The organism is Micromonospora sp. WMMD998 (assembly GCF_029581235.1).
In the GTDB taxonomy this organism is placed as follows: domain Bacteria; phylum Actinomycetota; class Actinomycetes; order Mycobacteriales; family Micromonosporaceae; genus Micromonospora.
Window position 1 is genome coordinate 3,254,172 of the sequence record NZ_CP120740.1, and the last position, 16,734, is coordinate 3,270,905.

Genomic DNA, 16,734 nt, shown 5'->3' on the forward strand with positions numbered 1-16,734 from the left:
GCGGGGTGGGCCGTGGGCCCGCCCCGCCCCCGGCTCAGGTGATCGGCAGCGCCTTCCCGCCGGCACCCCGGACCGAACGGGTGAGCGTCCGGTCGGACACCCAGAGGAAGCACTGCACGCCCCGGTCCCCGTCGCGCCACTGCTGCTCGAACGGGTGGTAGATGATGGTGCCGGCGCGGTACTGGAGGTTGCCGTCGTTCGGCAGCTTGGCGTACTTCGCGATCAGCCCCCGGCAGGCCTTGTGCGCCCGCAGCGAGGTGCGCTGGAACTCGGCGTAGGGGATGTCGGGCGCCTGGTAGATCCCGACGAACTCGGCGTGGTGCTTCGCGGTGCAGGCCACCGGCCGCATCGCCTGGACCTCGTCCTTGCTCAGCTTCGGGTTGAAGCAGGCGAGCGCCAGCGGTGAGCCGGGCTTGAGCGCGCCGCGCAGGCTGCCGGTGCGCGCGGTCACGTTGCCCTCGTCCAGGTCCGACACCTCGGTCACGTCGCAGCGGTACCAGCGGGCGCCGCCGGACCAGGCCAGGGCCGACGGGAAGACCACGGACAGTTGCAACCGCCCGGAACGCCAGTCGGCGCCGATCGCCCGGGTCACCTGCCGGGCGCACTCGGCGTGCGCGGCGCGGATCCCCGCCGAACCGGCCCGCGGCGGCGCGGAGCGGTCGGCCTCCGGGCCGCTGAGCGTGCCGACGTGCAGCGTCTCCGCGCGGTGCTCGGCGGCGCAGTCGACCGGTTGGTAGCCACTGAGGTAGCCGACGTCGGCGACGGTGGGATGGCAGACGTCGGTCTTCGGCACGAAACCCACCGGGGCGGCGAACGCCGGCCACTCGTCGGTCAGGTCACGGTCGACCCCGGCCGGCGCCTGGCAACCGCCGAGTGCCAGCGCCGCAGCCACGCCCGCGGCGACCGCCGCCCACCATCGCCGCATCGCGACCGACCTCCCCGCCGTCCGGAGCCGCCCGGCCACCGGTACGCCTCGGCGACGCAGCATACGGCACCGGGCCCTAGATCACGGGGAGTCCCTCGGGGCCGGCGTCGCGCATCGAGCGGTTCAGTTTGCGGTCGTCGCTCCACAGGAAACACCGCACCCCCCGGTCGCCCTCCTGCCACTCCCGCTGCGACGGCGGATAGAAGATGGACCCGGCCCGGTAGGGCAGCTCGGCATTGTCCGGCACGTCGGCGAACGCGGCGATCAGCGTCATGCAGCGGCGGTGCGCCGACGGCGCGCTCCGGGCGAACTCCGCCCAGCTCATGTCGCGTTCGGAGTAGACGCCGACGAACTCGGCCCGGTGCGGTTCGGTGCACAGCACCGGCGCCATGTAGTTGAGGTTCGCGCCGATCAGCTTCGGGTCGAAGCAGCGGTGCACCAGCGGGTTGTCGCCGACGAGCGCGCCGCGCAGGCTGCCCACCCGGTTGACCGGTCGGGTGTTGTCGATGCTGTCGGTCTCGGCCAGGTCGCAGCGGAACCAGCGGGCGCCGGCCATCCAGGCGGTCGCCGGGGGCAGCGCGATGTTCAGGGTGAGCCGGGCGGCGTGCCAGTCCCCGCCGATCATCTCCCGGGCCCGCTGGTCGCACTCGGTCCGGGCGTTGCGCAGCTCCGGCGAGCCCGGCTCCGGACGGGTGCCGCCCGCGGCCCGTCCGGTGAACGTGCCGACGTGCACCGCCTCGGCCAGGTGGCTGCCCGCGCAGTCCACCGTCTCGTAGGTGGCCGCCTGCACCACCGCGGTCAGCCGCGGCAGGCACGTGTCGGTGGCCGGGACGAACAACTGCGCCGCCGGCAGCGCCGCCCAGTCGTCGATGAGGTCGCCGTCGGCCCGGTGCGCCGGGGCGCAGCCGGCGAGCATCGCCGTCGCCGCGCCGACAAGCGCGAGCGCGTGGAGCCACCGTCGCATCGTCCGCCCCTTCGCCGGAGAGTTGGCATCCGGTCGCCGCGGGCCCGTGCGGCGCCCCCGCGCCCGGGCGTGCAGCATATGTGACCGTCCCGGTAGGAGTTTCGTCATCTTTCAATCGATCGGCCAGCCACACACGACTATTCGTGCCGATTTACCGTCCGTCCGGGCCGAATCCGCACTACAGGTGACGACGGGGTCACACGCTGTCCCCGATGGTGCCGTGCCGCGACCGGCCGGCGACCGCGTTCGTACACTGGCCCGGTGACCGTACCGCCGCCCGTCGTCGCGCCAAGCATCCTGGCCGCCGATTTCGCCCGCCTCGCCGACGAGGTCCGCGCCGTAGAGTCCGCCGCCGACTGGCTGCACGTGGACGTCATGGACAACCACTTCGTGCCCAACCTCACCATCGGCCTGCCGGTGGTGCAGAGCCTGCGCGCGGTGACCGAGATCCCGTTCGACGTGCACCTCATGATCACCGATCCGCGCCGCTGGGCCCCCGGGTACGCCGACGCCGGGGCGTACAACGTGACGTTCCACGCCGAGGCGTGCGACGACCCGGTGGCGTTGGCCAAGGACCTGCGCTCGGCCGGGGCGAAGGCGGGGCTGGCGATCGACCGGGACACCCCGATCGAGCCGTACCTGGACCTGCTGCCCAGCTTCGACACGCTGCTGATCATGACGATCAAGGCCGGCTTCGGCGGCCAGCGTTTCCTGCCGTCGCTGCTGGACAAGGTGCGCGCCGCCCGCCGGCACGTGGACAGCGGGCACCTGGAGCTGCGCATCGAGGTCGACGGCGGGATCGCCGCCGACACCATCGAGCAGGCCGCCGCCGCCGGCGCCGACGCGTTCGTCGCCGGCACCGCGGTCTACGGCGCCGACGATCCGGCCGAGGCCGTACGCCGCCTGCGGGGCCTGGCGGAACGCGCGATGACCGGGGCCTGAGATGGACCCGGCCGGCGACCGCCCCGACGTCATCCTGGTCGTCGACGACGACGAGGACATCGCCCGCTTCGTCGAGTTCAACCTGCGCCTGCACGGCTTCGAGGTGCTGCACGCCGCCGACGGCCAGGAGGCGCTGGAGGTCATCGAACGGCAGCGGCCGGACCTGGCCGTGGTCGACCTGATGATGCCCCGCGTCGACGGCCTGGAGCTGACCCGCCGGCTGCGCGCCGACCCGATGACCTCGGCGCTGCCGGTGATCATGCTGACCGCCAAGGGGATGACCTCCGACAAGGTCAACGGGCTCACCGCCGGCGCCGACGACTACCTGGTCAAGCCGTTCGACACCGCCGAGCTGGTCGCCCGGGTCAGCTCCACGCTGCGCCGCAACAAGGAGTTCCGCGAGGTCTCCCCGCTGACCGGCCTGCCCGGCAACAGCCGCATCCGGCGGGAGATCAGCGACCGGGTGCGCAGCGGCGTCGACTACGCCGTCGGCTACGTCGACATCGACCGGTTCAAGAGCGTCAACGACCGGTACGGCTTCGTCCGCGGCGACGAGTTCATCTCCGCGCTCGCGCGCAGCCTGCACCGGGCGGTGGTGTCGATCGGGCTGCCGCCGGCCTTCCTCGGCCACGTCGGCGGCGACGACTTCGTCATCGTCTGCGCCCCCACCCAGGTCCGGCCGTTGACCAGCCGCGCGGTGGTCGACTTCGAGACGGCCGCCGACGGGCTCTACGACCCGACCGACCGGGAACGCGGCTTCGTCGAGCTGAAGGACCGGCGGGGCAACATCCGCCGGGCCGCGCTCGTCACCCTCTCCATCGGCGTGTCGCTGTCCGACAGCGGCAAACGGTTCACCAACCCGCTGGAGGCCATCGCCGTGGCGTCGGAGATGAAGACGGTGGCCAAGAGCCAACCCGGGTCGTACGTGGCGGTCGACCGCCGCCGCGGCGTCACCTGACCGGACGCCCGGGCCTGTGAGGTAGCTCGCCTCTGTGGCGCGCGGCGCGCCGGAACGTGTAAGACTTCCGGGGTACCCACCACGCGCTGGCGGGGCTCGGTGAAATTCCGAACCGGCGGTGATCCACGGTCCGACCGTGGTAAGCCCGCGACCCGGACGGCTTCGGCCGGACGGTGGACCTGGTGAGAATCCGGGGCCGACGGTTGGGGTGCGGCTCGTCCGCCCCCAGAAAGTCCGGATGGGAGACAGCGCGCGGACGGGGGAGGCCCGCCGGCCGCTGAGCACCTCAGCCGTCCCGTGGGCTCCCGGGGCCGGCCATGCCGTTCCCGGGTTCTCCGCCGCCGCGTGTCCGCGGCCACCGTGCCGCTGCTTCCCGACCCGCCCGCGCGTGACCGGCGAGCGGGAGGGCAGGACAGGCCATGGCGAGCGTCTCCGTCGACGAGGCGATGCGTCGTGCCGTCGCGCTGGCCACCCGCGGCCTCGGCGCCACCAGCCCCAACCCGATCGTCGGCTGCGTGCTGCTCGACGCCGACGGCGAGGTCGTCGGCGAGGGCTTCCACGCCTACGCCGGCGGCCCGCACGCCGAGATCGTCGCGCTGGCGCAGGCCGGCCGGCGCGCCCGCGGCGGCACCGCGGTGGTCACGCTGGAACCCTGCGACCACACCGGTCGCACCGGCCCGTGCAGTCACGCGCTCATCGCCGCCGGCGTCGCCCACGTGGTGATCGCCGTGCCCGACCCCAACCCGGTGGCCTCCGGTGGCGCGGCCACGCTGCGCGCCGCCGGGATCCAGGTCACGCTCGGGGTACGCGCCGCGGAGGCCGGGGCCGGCAACGTCGCCTGGCTCACCTCGATGCGCCGTGGCTGGCCGTACGTCATCTGGAAGTACGCGGCCACGCTCGACGGGCGCTCCGCCGCCGCCGACGGCACCAGCATGTGGATCACCTCGGAGGCGGCCCGCACCGACGTGCACGCGCTGCGCGGCACCGTCGACGCGGTGCTGGCCGGGGTGGGCACCGTGCTCGCCGACGACCCCCGGCTCACCGCGCGCAACCTGCGCGACGGCACGCTCGCCATCCGGCAGCCGCTGCGGGTCGTGGTGGACAGCTCGGGGCGTACCCCGGCCGACGCCCGGGTCCGCGACGGCGCCGCGCGCACCTGGGTGGCGACCGCCGCGGAGGTCGGCGCCGGCCCGGACGGCCGGGTCGACCTGGCGGCGCTCCTCGCCGAGCTGCACCACCGTGGCGTGCGGGCCGCGCTGCTGGAGGGCGGCCCGACGCTGGCCGGCGCGTTCCTCGCCGCCGGCCTGGTCGACCGGATCGTCGGCTACGTCGCGCCGAAGCTGCTCGGCGCCGGCCCCACCGCGCTCGCGGACGCGGGCGTGCCGACCATCGCCGACGCCATCGACCTGGAGATCACCGACGTCACGCCCGTCGGTCCCGACCTGCGGATCACCGCGCTGCCCCGGAAGAGGGAGGCCTGACCATGTTCACCGGCATCGTCGAGGAGCTGGGCGAGATCGTCCGGAGCACCGAGACCGGGGACGACTCGGCGCTCGTCGCCATCCGCGGCCCGCTCGTCACCTCGGACGCCCGGCACGGCGACTCCATCGCGGTCAACGGGGTCTGCCTGACCGTGGTCGACGCCGACGCGGGCGTCTTCACCGCCGACGTGATGGGCGAGACGCTGCGCCGCACCGCGCTCGGGGCGCTGCGCCCCGGCGACCCGGTCAACCTGGAGCGGGCCGCCGCGCTGAACAGCCGGCTCGGCGGGCACCTGGTGCAGGGGCACGTCGACGGCGTCGGCGAGGTGGTCGCCCGGGAACCGGCCGCGCGGTGGGAGACGGTCCGGTTCCGGCTGCCGGCCGGGCTGGCCCGGTACGTGGTGGAGAAGGGCTCGATCACCGTCGACGGCGTGTCGCTGACCGTCGCGGAGGTGGGCGACGACTGGTTCACCGTCGGGTTGATCCCGACCACGCTGAAACTCACCACGCTCGGCGCCAGACGGCCCGGCGACCCGGTCAACCTGGAGGTGGACGTGCTGGCCAAGTACGTCGAGCGGCTGATGGGCGGTGCCCGGTGACCGGCCCGCTCGGCTGGCTGCTCGACGCCCAGGTGCACGTCGCCGGCTCGCCGGTGCTGGTCCGGGAGATCGTCGGCAACGTGTTCGGGCTGGCCTCGGCGCTGCTCGGGCTGCGCCGGGTGGTCTGGGCCTGGCCGGTCGGCATGATCGGCAACGGGCTGCTGTTCACCGTGTTCCTCGGCGGCGTCTTCGCCACCCCGCAGGCGCACGACCTCTACGGGCAGGCCGGCCGCCAGGTCTTCTTCTTCGCGGTGAGCGTCTACGGCTGGTGGCGCTGGACGCGCAACCGCCGGTCCGGCGGCGGCGCGGAGCCGGCCGTGGTGCCGCGCTGGGCCACCGGCCGGGAACGGCTCGGCCTGCTCGTCGCCGCGGCGCTCGGCACCGCCGTCGCGTACCCGGCGCTTGCCGCGCTCGGCTCGTGGGGGCCGCTCGCGGACGCCTGGATCCTGGTCGGCAGCCTGCTGGCCACCTACGGCATGGCCCGTGGCTGGGTGGAGTTCTGGCTGGTCTGGATCGCCGTCGACGCGGTCGGCGTGCCGCTGCTGCTGCGCGGCGGCTTCTATCCGTCGGCCGCCATGTACCTGGTCTACGGCGCGTTCTGCGCGGCCGGCTTCCACACCTGGTGGCGCACCTCCCGCGCCGCCGTGGCCGCCCGCACCCGGATCCCGGCGACGTACTCGGAGGTCGTGGCGTGACCAGCTTCGGTTCGATCGCACAGGCGGTGGCGGACATCGCCGCCGGCCGGCCCGTGGTCGTGGTCGACGACGCCGACCGGGAGAACGAGGGCGACCTGATCTTCGCGGCCGAGCTGGCCACGCCCGAGCTGCTCGCGTTCATGGTCCGGTACACCTCCGGCTACGTGTGCGTGCCGCTGACCGAGGACGAGTGCGACCGGCTGGACCTGCCGCCGATGCACCACACCAACCAGGACCGGCGCGGCACCGCGTACACGGTGACCGTGGACGCCCGGGAGGGGGTCAGCACCGGCATCTCGGCCGCCGACCGGTCACACACCATCCGGCTGCTCGCCGACGCCGGCACCGACCCGACCGACCTGGCCCGCCCCGGTCACGTGGTGCCGCTGCGGGCCCGCGCGGGCGGAGTGCTGCGCCGCCCCGGGCACACCGAGGCGGCGGTCGACCTGACCCGGCTGGCCGGCCTGCGCCCGGCCGGCGTGCTCTGCGAGCTGGTCAACGACGACGGCACCATGATGCGCCTGCCGGACCTGGAGAAGTTCTGCGCCGAGCACGGGCTGACGCTCGTCACCATCGCCGACCTGATCGCCCACCGGCGGCGCACCGAGAAGCAGGTCGAGCTGGCCGCCGAGGCGCGGATGCCCACCCCGTACGGCGTGTTCCGGGCGCTCGGCTACCGCGCCACGCACGACCCGGCCGAGCACGTCGCGCTGGTCTTCGGCGACCTCGGCGACGGCCGGGACGTGCTGGTCCGGGTGCACTCCGAGTGCCTCACCGGGGACGTGCTCGGCTCGCTGCGCTGCGACTGCGGTCCGCAGTTGCAGGCCGCGCTGGCCCGGGTCGCCCAGGAGGGGCGCGGGGTGGTCCTCTACATGCGCGGCCACGAGGGTCGCGGCATCGGCCTGCTGCACAAGCTCCAGGCGTACCAGCTCCAGGACCAGGGACGCGACACCGTGGACGCCAACCTCGACCTCGGGCTGCCGGCCGACGCGCGGGACTACGGCACCGGCGCGCAGATCCTGTACGACCTCGGCGTCCGCTCGATGCGGCTGCTGACCAACAACCCGGCCAAGCGGGCCGGCCTGGAGGGGTACGGCCTCACCGTCACCGGTCGGGAGGGGCTGCCGGTGCGGTCCAACCCGGAGAACGTGCGCTACCTGCGCACCAAGCGGGACCGGATGGGCCACCTGCTGGAGGGGCTGGACGGGCCGGGCGAGGTGACCGAGGCGCCGATGGGGCGTCCGGTCGCCGGTGACGAGAGGGGAGCGTAGGACGATGGCGGGTTTCGGGGAGCCGGGCGTGACCGCGGTGGACGCCGCCGGGATGACCGTCGGCGTGGTGGCCGCGCGCTGGCACGGCGAGCTGACCGACCACATGGCCGACCGGGCGGTGGCCGCCGCGCAGGCGTGCGGCGCGCGGGCCGTGGTCGCCCGGGTGGCCGGCTCGGTGGAGCTGCCGGTGGTGGCCCAGGCGATGGCCCGGCGCTTCGACGTGGTGGTCGCGCTCGGCGTCGTGGTGCGCGGCGCGACCGCCCACTTCGACTACGTCTGCCAGTCGGTCACCGAGGGGCTGACCCGGGTGGCGCTGGACGAGGGCAGGCCGGTGGCGCACGGCGTGCTCACGGTGGACACCATCGAGCAGGCCCGGGACCGGGCCGGGCTGCCCGGCTCGGCCGAGGACAAGGGCTGGGCGGCCACCGTGGCGGCGTTGGACGCCGCGCTCGCCGTCCGCGCCCTCGACGCCGCCAACGCCCACCGCGTCGGCTTCGCCTGACCGGCACGTCGACGTCGGGTCGGGGCGGCCACGGTGGCGTGGGCTCCGGCCGGCGACGAATCGGCTATCCGGCGGTGATGCCGGCGGTCCGTGGGGCGGTGGGGACGCCGGAGGCGTGCTCGCCGCCGGCGACCTGGGTGGTGAGGCGGCGGCCGGTGAGCAGGTAGCCGGCGGTGGCCGCCAGCACGATCCCGATCGCACCGTAGAGCAGCCGGTAGTCGACCAGGCCGACCATCAGCGCGCCGGCGCCGATCGCCACCGCCTGAGGGCCGCTGGCCATCGCGTCCAGCGCGGCCGAGGCCCGTCCGACCACCGCTGGCGCGGTACGCCGCTGCATCAGCGTCATGATCGCCACCATGGCGACCGGCAGGCCCAGCCCGATCAGGACGCTCGCCACCACGGCCAGCGCGAGGGCGGGCCGGGCCAGCGCGACGCTGGCCAGCGCGACACACGACACGGCGAGCGCCATCGCGCCCAGCTCGCCGAAACGACGGACCAGCGTCGCCGAGGCGACGCCGCCGACCAGACCGCCGACGCCCTGCAACGACACCAGCACACCGAGGAAGGCCGGCTCCCGCCCGAGGCCCTGGTCGACGTACGCGAACCAGAGCGTCTCGCCGAGCCCGAGGCCGACCGACGCGGCGACGGTCGCCACCAGGGCGCGCCGCAGCGCCGGCTCGCCCACCAGGTGACGGATACCGGCGATCAACTCGCCACGCCCGCCGCGCACCGCGACCGTCCGGACCTGGTTCGGGCGCGCGTGATCGCCGCCGTCCTCCTCGACCGGTGCCGGTCGCAGGGCGAGTCCGGCCAACGCGGCCACCAGGAAACCGGCGGCACACGCCCCGGCCAGCGCCGGGCCGCCGAGCAGCACGAACAGCCCCGCGCCGAGCAGCGGGCCGGCCAGGCGCAGCCCCTGCTTGACGGTCTGGGTCGCACCGTTGGCGTCCGGCAGCAGCGCGCCGGGGACCAGCTCCTGCACGAGCGCGGTGACCGTGGCGCCGAGCGCGAGATAGGACAGTCCGTAACCCGCGGCCACGGCGTAGACCACCCAGAGCCGGCCGGCGTCGTGCACGGTCAGCAGCGGCAGCAGCAGCACGGCTGTCGCGGCGTTGAGCGCCACGAACAGCCGGCGTCGGGGCAGCCGGTCCACCACCCAGCCGACCAGCGGCGCAAGCACCATCGGCGCGGTCAGGGCGACGAACGTGGCGCCGGCCAGCCCGTCGGAGCCGGTGAGTTGCTTGACCCACACGGCCAGCGCGAGCAGCAGCACCGACTCGGCGATCATGCTCACGGTCAGCGCGGTGAAGAACAGCCGGAAGTCCGGCCGGCGCAGCAGATCTCTCACCGCTCCACCTCCGGCACGCCCCAGGCCATCAGGCGGACCGGGCGTGACCCGGGTGGCCGGCTCCCCGGGTCGTCGAGCCGGGCCAGGTGACGGGCGAACAAGGCGCGGACCTCGTCCCGCAGCCCGGCCAGTTCCTCTGCGGTGTACCAGCCGATGAACTGGTGGAAGAACCCGGCGTCACGCCACTCGGGGGAGTCCTGGCGGCGGGCGGCCATCCAGTCCCAGAGCTTGCGGTATTCCAGGTCGAGCAGGACCCGGGCGGCGGCGTCGCCGGCCCGGGCCAACTCGGGGCTCTCGTCGCCGTCGCCCCACCGGTGGCCGTCGGTGACCAGCCGCCACGGTCGCTGCCGTCCGGTGCCGCCGCCGGCCTCGGCGACGAAGCCGTACTTGGCGAGCTGACGCAGGTGCCAGGAGCAGTTGGCCGGGCTTTCGCCGACGCGTTCGGAGACCTCGGTGGCGGTCAGCGGTCCGTGGAGGCCGACGGCGTTCAGGATGCGCAGGCGCAACGGGTGGGTCAGGGCCCGGAGGGTCTCCACGTCCGTGATGTCGCGCGGGCGGTGCTCGGTCATGTCGAAAGAATAGCTTCGAAAGCTATCTTTCGAAAGCGCTATTTTGATGCGGACGGACGGCCGGCCACGTGGCGGGCGGACCCGGTGGGCGCGCCCGTCGGGGACGGCTGGAAGAATCGCCTTCCGTGAAGACGTTCGAGGAGTTGTTCGCCGAGCTGCAGGCCAAGGCCGCCGCCGGCACCCCGGGCTCGGGCACGGTCGACGCGCTCGCCAAGGGCGTGCACTTCATCGGCAAGAAGGTCGTCGAGGAGGCGGCCGAGTCGTGGATGGCGGCCGAGCACGAGGGCCCGGAACGGACCGCGGAGGAGATCTCCCAACTGCTCTACCAGGCGCAGGTGCTGATGCTGGCCACCGGTCTGGAGCTCAAGGACGTCTACCGACATCTCTGAGTGCCCGTCCGCTGATCACCCGATCGAACGAAGGAGCACTCCCATGCTGCGTGTCGCCGTACCCAACAAGGGCGCCCTGGCCGAGAAGGCCGCCCAGATGCTGCGCGAGGCGGGCTACCGCCAGCGCACCGACCCGAAGGACCTGGTCTGCCGGGACGAGCCCAACGACATCGAGTTCTTCTACCTGCGCCCCAAGGACATCGCCACCTACGTCGGCTCCGGTGACCTGGACGTCGGCATCACCGGCCGGGACCTGCTGGTCGACTCCGGCGCGCCGGCCGAGGAGGTGGTGGACCTCGCCTTCGCCCGGGCCACCTTCCGGTTCGCCGCCCGCCCGCAGGACGTGGACGACGTACGGGAGCTGGGCGGCCACCGGATCGCCACCGCGTACCCCGGTCTGGTCGAGCGGCACCTGGCCGAGCTGGACGTCAAGGCCGACGTGATCCGGCTCGACGGCGCGGTGGAGAACGCCATCCGCCTCGGCGTGGCCGACGTGGTCGCCGACGTGGTGGAGACCGGCGCCACGCTGCGCCAGGCCGGGCTGGTGGTCTTCGGCGAGCCGCTGCTGCGCTCGTCGGCGGTGCTGGTCCGCCGGGCCGGCGCGCCCGGCGGCGCCCAGCAGGAGCAGCTCGAACGGCGGCTGCACGGCGTGCTGGTCGCCCGCCGGTACGTGATGCTCGCCTACGACGTGCCGGCCGGGCTGCTCGACCAGGCCAGCTCGCTCACCCCGGGCATCGAGTCACCCACGGTCTCGCCGCTGCACCGGGAGGGCTGGGTCGCGGTGCAGGCGATGGTGCTCCGCGACGACGTGCACCGGATCATGGACGAGCTGTACGACCTGGGCGCGCGGGCCATCCTGGTCACCGACATCCACGCCTGTCGGTTGTGAGGCCGCTGCCGCTCCCGGCCGCGCTGACCATCGTCGTCCTGGGTGGCATGACGTCCGCCGCCCAGGGCGTGATCAACGCCGAGCTGGGGGAGCGGACCGGTGATCCGGTGCTCGGCGCGGTGGTCAACAACGTGGGCGGCTGCCTGATCGTGCTGGTCGGGCTGGCCGTGGTGCCATCGATGCGGACCGGGCTGGCCGGGCTGCGCCGGGCCCGCCTGCCCCGGTGGTCCTACCTCGGCGGGGTCGGCGGCGCGGTGATCGTGCTGACCGCGCCGGTGGTGGTGCCGGTCCTCGGGGTGGCGGTGTTCACGATCGCCCAGGTGGCCGGCGGGAGCCTCGGCGGTCTGGGCGTCGACCGGGCCGGGCTGGCCGCCGTCGGGCGGCTGCCGTTCACCGTGCCCCGGGTGGCCGGGGCGGCGCTCGGCGTCGGCGCGGTGGCGCTCGCGCAGCTCGGCCGGCCGGTCGGCGACCTGGCGGTCGGGATGGTGCTGCTCTCGGTCGTCGGCGGGCTGGCGGTGTCGCTCCAGTCCGCGCTCAACGGCCGGGTCGCGGCCGGGATCGGGCCGGCCGCCGGGCTGGCGGTGAACTTCGTGGTCAGCTCGTCGGTGATCGGCGCGGTGGCGGTGCTGGCCGGCGCGTTCGGCGATGACGCGGCCTGGCCGACGCAGTGGTGGCTCTACGTCGGCGGCGTGTTCGGCGTCTGCATCGTGCTCGCCCTGCTCGTCGGCGTACGCGCCGCGGGGGTGCTGCGGACCGGCCTGGCGCTGGTGGCCGGGCAGCTCGGCGGCGCGCTGCTGCTGGACGCGGCGCTGCCCGACGGGCCGGGTGTCCGGCTCCCGGTGCTCGCCGGCGCCGTGCTCACGCTGCTGGCGGTGCTGGTGGCCGGCGTCCGGCGGCGGGCGCCGGTCCGTGTGGCGGCCGAACCCGAGCGCGAGCCGGATGGCAGACTGGTCGGGTGAGCGATTCCGTGGTGACCGTGCGGCCCCGCCGCGTCCGGGTGGTCTGCTGGGCGGCGGCGATCACGCTGCTCGTGGTGTTCAGCCTCGTCGCGACCTCGCTGACCGGCGCCACCGGCGACGGCTACGGCTCGTTCCAGCGCGGCGACCAGTTCGCCATGGTCGGGCTGGGCGTGTTCGGCGCGCTCGGGTTCCTGCTGTTCACCCGTCCCCGCGTGGTCGCCGACGCGAAGGGCGTGCGGGTGCGCAACGTGCTCGGCTCGTACGAGCTGCCGTGGGAGGTGATCCGCGGGGTCCGGTTCGACCGGGGCGCCCCGTGGGCCAGCCTGGAGCTGCACGACGACGACCTGCTGCCGATGGTCGCGTTGCAGGCCGCCGACAAGGAGAGCGCGGTCGAGGCCGTCCGCGCGTTGCGTCGCCTGCACCAGGCGCACCTGGCCGCGCTCGCTCCCGGCCACTCGGCACCCCGCTGACCTGCGGCCCGGTTTGGGTGCGCGTGGTCCGGGGGTGTAGAGTTGCGGAGTCGACCAGACTGCCCCCGTCCCTGACGCGCGGGCGGTCGCGAAGCGGAGCGCCCGCTCCCACCCGAGTCGCCGCCCAGGCGTCCGGGTCCGGTCCCCGGTTTCGGGCACGTCCCGATCCCGGATGCGCGATCCTGTGATCGTGCCGACCGGTCGAGTGGGCCCTGGCATACGCCGGGGCCTTCTGCTTTCCGGGTCGGCTCCCGCCCGGGAGCCCGCGGAGTCGGCACCGTAGGACACTCGACTCGAGGAGGCCCCATCAGCGTCGAACCACGCGTGAACGAGCAGATCCGGGCACGTGAGGTCCGACTGGTCGGTCCTGAGGGTGAGCAGGTGGGCATCGTCCCGCTGGAGCGCGCCCTGCAACTGGCCGCGGACGTCGATCTGGACCTGGTCGAGGTTGCGCCGATGGCGCGCCCGCCGGTGTGCAAGCTCATGGACTTCGGAAAGTTCAAATACGAGAGCGCACTCAAGGCGCGCGAAGCGCGGCGTAACCAGCAGCAGACCGTCATCAAGGAGATGAAGCTCCGGCCGAAGATCGACCCGCACGACTACGAGACCAAGAAGGGTCACGTGGTGCGGTTCCTCAAGGCGGGCGACAAGGTCAAGGTGACGATCATGTTCCGCGGTCGCGAGCAGAGCCGCCCGGAGCTGGGTTACCGGCTCCTGCGCCGGCTCGAGTCCGAGATCACGGACCTGGGATACGTCGAGGCCGCTCCGAAGCAGGACGGCCGAAACATGATCATGGTGCTCGCTCCGCACCGGGCCGTGAAGGCCTCCGCGGTCGCCGCGACGGCGTCCCGCGGCGGGCCTCGGGACCGCGCCGCGGAGGAGTCCGCAGCCCCGGCAGGTGGCGAGGCCCCGACGGCCGGCGGCACCGCCGCAGCCGGCGAGACCGGCACGACCGCTGACACCAGCGGCCAGTAACAGGGAGAGACGTTCCACATGCCGAAGATGAAGAGCCACACGGGTATGGGCAAGCGGGTCAAGGTGACCGGCAAGGGCAAGATCGTTGCCCAGCAGGCCGGCCTCCGCCACAACCTGGAGAAGAAGGCCAGCACCCGGACCCGTCGGCTGACCGGCACGGTCGAGCTGGCCAAGGCCGACACCAAGCGCATCAAGAAGCTGCTCGGCCGCTGACGCGCGCCACCTGAACCGAAGAAGGAGTTGAGATGGCACGCGTCAAGCGGGCTGTTAACGCCCAGAAGAAGCGTCGTACCCTGCTGGAGACCGCGAGCGGCTACCGCGGTCAGCGCTCGCGGCTCTACCGCAAGGCCAAGGAGCAGGTGCTGCACTCGATGCAGTACGCCTACCGGGACCGTCGCGACCGCAAGGGCGACTTCCGGCAGCTCTGGATCCAGCGGATCAACGCCGGGGCCCGGGCCAACGGCATGACCTACAACCGCCTCATCCAGGGCCTGCGCCTGGCCGGCATCGAGGTCGACCGCAAGATCCTGGCCGACCTGGCCGTCAACGACGCCGCCGCCTTCGCGGCGATCGTCGAGCTGGCCCGCGCCGCCGTGGCGGCCGAGGGCACCGGTGGCGCCGCGGCCCAGGCCGCCTGACCCACCCGTACGGCAGATCGAGGCGTCTCCCATGCACTCACCGTCGCAGGGGAGACGCCTCGACGCCGTCGCCGGCCCGTTCACGCCGCGTACCCCCAGGGTCGCGGCGGCCCGCCGGCTGCACCGTCGGCGCGACCGCGACCAGACCGGCCGGTTCCTGGCCGAGGGGCCGCAGGCCGTCCGCGAGGCGCTCGCCCGCGGCGGCACGGTGGTCGAGCTGTTCGGCACGCCGGCCGCGCTGGACCGGTACGCCGACCTCGCCGCCACCGCCGCCCGGGCCGACGTGCCGGTCTCCGAGATCACCGACGACGCCCTCGCGGCGCTCGCCGAGACCGTGGCCCCGCAGGGCCTGGTGGCGGTCTGCCGGCACCTCGACGTCCCGCTGGACGAGGCCCTGGCACGCCGGCCGCGCCTGGTCGCGGTGCTGGCCGGGATCCGCGACCCGGGCAACGCCGGGACGGTGCTGCGCACCGCCGACGCGGCCGGCGCGGGCGCGGTGGTCTTCGCCGGGGAGGCCGTCGACCCGTACAACGGCAAGTGCGTGCGGGCGTCCGCCGGCAGCCTCTTCCACGTCGACGTGGTCCGCGCCGACGACCCGCTCCGGGTGGTCGAGGCGCTGCGGGCCGCCGGGCTGTCCGTCTTCGCCACCACCGGGTACGGCGACAGCGACCTGGACGACCTCGCCGACGCCGGCCGGCTCGCCGCGCCCACCGGGTGGCTGTTCGGTTCGGAGGCGCACGGCCTGCCCGAGGAGTTGACCGCGGTCGCCGACGCCCGCGTCCGGGTGCCGCTGCACGGTCGGGCGGAGAGCCTGAACCTGGCTGCGGCGGCGGCCGTCTGCCTGTATTCTTCCGCCAGAGCACTGCGTGTCCCCCGGGGCACGCGAGAAACAGCAGGGGAGTCCGCCTCGTGATGAACGCGCCACGGCGTTCGTTTAGCCAGCCCGCCGGTGTCGGCGGGCGGCGGGCCTGACCCTTCCCCCTGCACGACTCCCCACCGGCGGGCTGCGGCGAAGCCGCGCGTCCGTAGACTCGCCTCGCCGACCTGTGGAAGGGCCGGCGCCGCCGTGAGGGAGTGCCCGTTCACCATGAGCTACCGCAACGATCCGTACGACCCGAAGCAGGTCGCCCTGCTCGACCCGGACGCCCTGGCCGGGGCCGTGGCCGACGCCGAGAAGGCGTTCGCCGCCGCCGCCGACCCGGACGCGCTGACCGCGCTGCGCCCGGCGCACCTGGGGGACCGTTCCCCGGTGTCCCTCGCGCGCCGGGAGATCGGCGCGCTGCCGCCGGCCGCGAAGTCCGACGCCGGCAAGCGGGTCAACGAGGCCCGCCGCGCGATCGAGTCCGCGTACGCCGCCCGGCAGGAGATCCTGGACCGCGAGCAGGCCGAGCGGGTGCTGGTGGAGGAGCGGGTCGACGTGACCCTGCCGTACGACCGCCGGCCGCGCGGTGCCCGCCACCCGCTGACCGTGCTGATGGAGCAGATCAGCGACCTGTTCATCGGCATGGGTTACGAGGTGGCCGAAGGCCCCGAGGTCGAGTTGGAGTGGACCAACTTCGACGCGCTGAACATCCCGGCCGACCACCCGGCGCGCGGGTTGATGGACACGTTCCACATCGCACCCGAAGGATCCGGCCTGGTGCTGCGTACCCACACCTCGCCGGTGCAGGCGCGCACCATGCTCACCCGCAAGCCGCCGATCTATGTGGTGGTGCCCGGCCGGGTCTATCGCACCGACGAGCTGGACGCCACCCACGCGCCGGTCTTCCACCAGGTCGAGGGCCTGGTGGTGGACCGGGGCATCACCATGGCGCACCTGCGCGGCACGCTCGACCACTTCGCCCGGGCCATGTTCGGCGAGGGCGCGAAGACCCGTTGGCGTCCGCACTACTTCCCGTTCACCGAGCCGTCGGCGGAGTTCGACGTCTGGTTCCCGGAGCACCGGGACGGTCCGCAGTGGGTCGAGTGGGGCGGCTGCGGCATGGTCAACCCGCGGGTGCTGCGCGCCTGCGGCATCGACCCGGAGGTCTACTCCGGATTCGCGTTCGGCATGGGCATCGACCGGACCGTGATGGTCCGGCACGGGGTCAGCGACATGCGGGACATGGCCGAGGGCGACGTGCGGTTCACCCGCGCGTTCGGCGCCTGAGCAAGGGAAAC

The 16,734-nt window shown here is 74.0% G+C and carries 20 protein-coding genes and 1 riboswitch; of the genes, 16 read left to right on the forward strand and 4 right to left on the reverse strand.

Going from position 1 to position 16,734, the window contains the following annotated elements; translation table 11 throughout:
* Window positions 1-34: 34 nt before the first annotated feature.
* Both O7619_RS15175 and O7619_RS15180 read right to left on the reverse strand, forming a co-directional pair.
* On the reverse strand, window positions 35-925 hold the full coding sequence (locus tag O7619_RS15175; RefSeq protein ID WP_282288555.1) for a septum formation family protein: 891 nt from the start codon (window positions 923-925) through the stop codon (window positions 35-37).
* A 76-nt stretch (window positions 926-1,001) separates the two neighbouring features.
* Window positions 1,002-1,889 (reverse strand): septum formation family protein, encoded by an 888-nt coding sequence (locus O7619_RS15180; protein ID WP_282288556.1) that lies wholly within the window; start codon window positions 1,887-1,889, stop codon window positions 1,002-1,004.
* 261 nt (window positions 1,890-2,150) lie between these two features.
* Between O7619_RS15180 and rpe the strand changes: the two genes are divergently transcribed.
* The 7 genes from rpe (at window position 2,151) to ribH (ending at window position 8,337) form a co-directional block, all read left to right on the forward strand.
* Complete coding sequence (gene rpe, locus O7619_RS15185) at window positions 2,151-2,831, forward strand: ribulose-phosphate 3-epimerase (protein ID WP_282288558.1); 681 nt, start codon at window positions 2,151-2,153, stop codon at window positions 2,829-2,831.
* A 1-nt stretch (window position 2,832) separates the two neighbouring features.
* The gene (locus O7619_RS15190; protein WP_282288560.1) at window positions 2,833-3,789 is read left to right on the forward strand and encodes a response regulator; all 957 of its coding nucleotides are present in this window, start codon (window positions 2,833-2,835) and stop codon (window positions 3,787-3,789) included.
* 81 nt (window positions 3,790-3,870) lie between these two features.
* Window positions 3,871-4,043: riboswitch (FMN riboswitch) on the forward strand.
* Between the two features lie 165 nt (window positions 4,044-4,208).
* Complete coding sequence (gene ribD / locus O7619_RS15195) at window positions 4,209-5,270, forward strand: bifunctional diaminohydroxyphosphoribosylaminopyrimidine deaminase/5-amino-6-(5-phosphoribosylamino)uracil reductase RibD (protein ID WP_282288561.1); 1,062 nt, start codon at window positions 4,209-4,211, stop codon at window positions 5,268-5,270.
* Window positions 5,271-5,272: 2 nt separating this feature from the next.
* On the forward strand, window positions 5,273-5,869 hold the full coding sequence (locus tag O7619_RS15200) for a riboflavin synthase (protein ID WP_282288563.1): 597 nt from the start codon (window positions 5,273-5,275) through the stop codon (window positions 5,867-5,869).
* The gene (pnuC, locus tag O7619_RS15205; protein WP_282288565.1) at window positions 5,866-6,564 is read left to right on the forward strand and encodes a nicotinamide riboside transporter PnuC; all 699 of its coding nucleotides are present in this window, start codon (window positions 5,866-5,868) and stop codon (window positions 6,562-6,564) included. The genes O7619_RS15200 and pnuC overlap by 4 nt, the downstream gene beginning before the upstream one ends.
* Window positions 6,561-7,835 (forward strand): bifunctional 3,4-dihydroxy-2-butanone-4-phosphate synthase/GTP cyclohydrolase II, encoded by a 1,275-nt coding sequence (locus tag O7619_RS15210; RefSeq protein WP_282288566.1) that lies wholly within the window; start codon window positions 6,561-6,563, stop codon window positions 7,833-7,835. The genes pnuC and O7619_RS15210 overlap by 4 nt, the downstream gene beginning before the upstream one ends.
* A 4-nt stretch (window positions 7,836-7,839) precedes the next feature.
* Window positions 7,840-8,337 (forward strand): 6,7-dimethyl-8-ribityllumazine synthase, encoded by a 498-nt coding sequence (gene ribH / locus O7619_RS15215; protein ID WP_282288567.1) that lies wholly within the window; start codon window positions 7,840-7,842, stop codon window positions 8,335-8,337.
* A 64-nt stretch (window positions 8,338-8,401) separates the two neighbouring features.
* Here ribH and O7619_RS15220 read toward each other — a convergent pair whose 3' ends face one another.
* Together O7619_RS15220 and O7619_RS15225 are read right to left on the reverse strand one after the other, a co-directional pair.
* Window positions 8,402-9,709: an MFS transporter gene (locus tag O7619_RS15220; RefSeq protein ID WP_348774381.1), complete on the reverse strand. Its 1,308-nt coding sequence runs from the start codon at window positions 9,707-9,709 to the stop codon at window positions 8,402-8,404.
* The gene (locus O7619_RS15225; protein ID WP_282288570.1) at window positions 9,682-10,254 is read right to left on the reverse strand and encodes a helix-turn-helix domain-containing protein; all 573 of its coding nucleotides are present in this window, start codon (window positions 10,252-10,254) and stop codon (window positions 9,682-9,684) included. The genes O7619_RS15220 and O7619_RS15225 overlap by 28 nt, the downstream gene beginning before the upstream one ends.
* Before the next feature lie 107 nt (window positions 10,255-10,361).
* Here O7619_RS15225 and O7619_RS15230 point away from each other — a divergent pair, with 107 nt between their 5' ends.
* The 9 genes from O7619_RS15230 (at window position 10,362) to pheS (ending at window position 16,723) form a co-directional block, all read left to right on the forward strand.
* On the forward strand, window positions 10,362-10,643 hold the full coding sequence (locus tag O7619_RS15230) for a phosphoribosyl-ATP diphosphatase (RefSeq protein WP_348651336.1): 282 nt from the start codon (window positions 10,362-10,364) through the stop codon (window positions 10,641-10,643).
* A gap of 43 nt (window positions 10,644-10,686) precedes the next feature.
* Window positions 10,687-11,532 (forward strand): ATP phosphoribosyltransferase, encoded by an 846-nt coding sequence (gene hisG / locus O7619_RS15235; protein WP_282288572.1) that lies wholly within the window; start codon window positions 10,687-10,689, stop codon window positions 11,530-11,532.
* Window positions 11,529-12,491 carry a DMT family transporter gene (locus O7619_RS15240; RefSeq protein WP_282288574.1) on the forward strand — a complete coding sequence of 321 codons (963 nt, stop codon included), beginning with the start codon at window positions 11,529-11,531 and terminating at the stop codon, window positions 12,489-12,491. The genes hisG and O7619_RS15240 overlap by 4 nt, the downstream gene beginning before the upstream one ends.
* On the forward strand, window positions 12,488-12,961 hold the full coding sequence (locus O7619_RS15245; RefSeq protein WP_282288576.1) for a PH domain-containing protein: 474 nt from the start codon (window positions 12,488-12,490) through the stop codon (window positions 12,959-12,961). The genes O7619_RS15240 and O7619_RS15245 overlap by 4 nt, the downstream gene beginning before the upstream one ends.
* A gap of 324 nt (window positions 12,962-13,285) precedes the next feature.
* Window positions 13,286-13,936 carry a translation initiation factor IF-3 gene (infC, locus tag O7619_RS15250; protein ID WP_282288578.1) on the forward strand — a complete coding sequence of 217 codons (651 nt, stop codon included), beginning with the start codon at window positions 13,286-13,288 and terminating at the stop codon, window positions 13,934-13,936.
* A gap of 18 nt (window positions 13,937-13,954) precedes the next feature.
* On the forward strand, window positions 13,955-14,149 hold the full coding sequence (gene rpmI, locus O7619_RS15255) for a 50S ribosomal protein L35 (protein WP_281583697.1): 195 nt from the start codon (window positions 13,955-13,957) through the stop codon (window positions 14,147-14,149).
* A 32-nt stretch (window positions 14,150-14,181) separates the two neighbouring features.
* A complete protein-coding gene (rplT, locus tag O7619_RS15260) occupies window positions 14,182-14,574 on the forward strand; it encodes a 50S ribosomal protein L20 (protein ID WP_030335718.1) in 393 nt (130 codons plus the stop codon).
* A gap of 31 nt (window positions 14,575-14,605) precedes the next feature.
* Window positions 14,606-15,487, forward strand: coding sequence for an RNA methyltransferase (locus O7619_RS15265; protein WP_282288582.1), 882 nt, complete (start codon window positions 14,606-14,608; stop codon window positions 15,485-15,487).
* Between the two features lie 174 nt (window positions 15,488-15,661).
* Entirely contained in the window at window positions 15,662-16,723 is a 1,062-nt protein-coding gene (gene pheS / locus O7619_RS15270) for a phenylalanine--tRNA ligase subunit alpha (protein WP_282288584.1), read from the forward strand.
* Window positions 16,724-16,734 lie beyond the last annotated feature (11 nt).

Excerpts from the sequence above, each read along its gene's own strand:
- O7619_RS15175 (WP_282288555.1), bottom strand. The coding sequence starts at position 925 with ATGCGGCGATGGTGGGCGGCGGTCGCCGCGGGCGTGGCTGCGGCGCTG.
- O7619_RS15180 (WP_282288556.1), bottom strand. The coding sequence starts at position 1,889 with ATGCGACGGTGGCTCCACGCGCTCGCGCTTGTCGGCGCGGCGACGGCG.
- O7619_RS15190 (WP_282288560.1), top strand. The coding sequence starts at position 2,833 with ATGGACCCGGCCGGCGACCGCCCCGACGTCATCCTGGTCGTCGACGAC.
- ribD (WP_282288561.1), top strand. The coding sequence starts at position 4,209 with ATGGCGAGCGTCTCCGTCGACGAGGCGATGCGTCGTGCCGTCGCGCTG.
- O7619_RS15200 (WP_282288563.1), top strand. The coding sequence starts at position 5,273 with ATGTTCACCGGCATCGTCGAGGAGCTGGGCGAGATCGTCCGGAGCACC.
- ribH (WP_282288567.1), top strand. The coding sequence starts at position 7,840 with ATGGCGGGTTTCGGGGAGCCGGGCGTGACCGCGGTGGACGCCGCCGGG.
- O7619_RS15225 (WP_282288570.1), bottom strand. The coding sequence starts at position 10,254 with ATGACCGAGCACCGCCCGCGCGACATCACGGACGTGGAGACCCTCCGG.
- hisG (WP_282288572.1), top strand. The coding sequence starts at position 10,687 with ATGCTGCGTGTCGCCGTACCCAACAAGGGCGCCCTGGCCGAGAAGGCC.
- rpmI (WP_281583697.1), top strand. The coding sequence starts at position 13,955 with ATGCCGAAGATGAAGAGCCACACGGGTATGGGCAAGCGGGTCAAGGTG.
- rplT (WP_030335718.1), top strand. The coding sequence starts at position 14,182 with ATGGCACGCGTCAAGCGGGCTGTTAACGCCCAGAAGAAGCGTCGTACC.
- O7619_RS15265 (WP_282288582.1), top strand. The coding sequence starts at position 14,606 with ATGCACTCACCGTCGCAGGGGAGACGCCTCGACGCCGTCGCCGGCCCG.
- pheS (WP_282288584.1), top strand. The coding sequence starts at position 15,662 with ATGAGCTACCGCAACGATCCGTACGACCCGAAGCAGGTCGCCCTGCTC.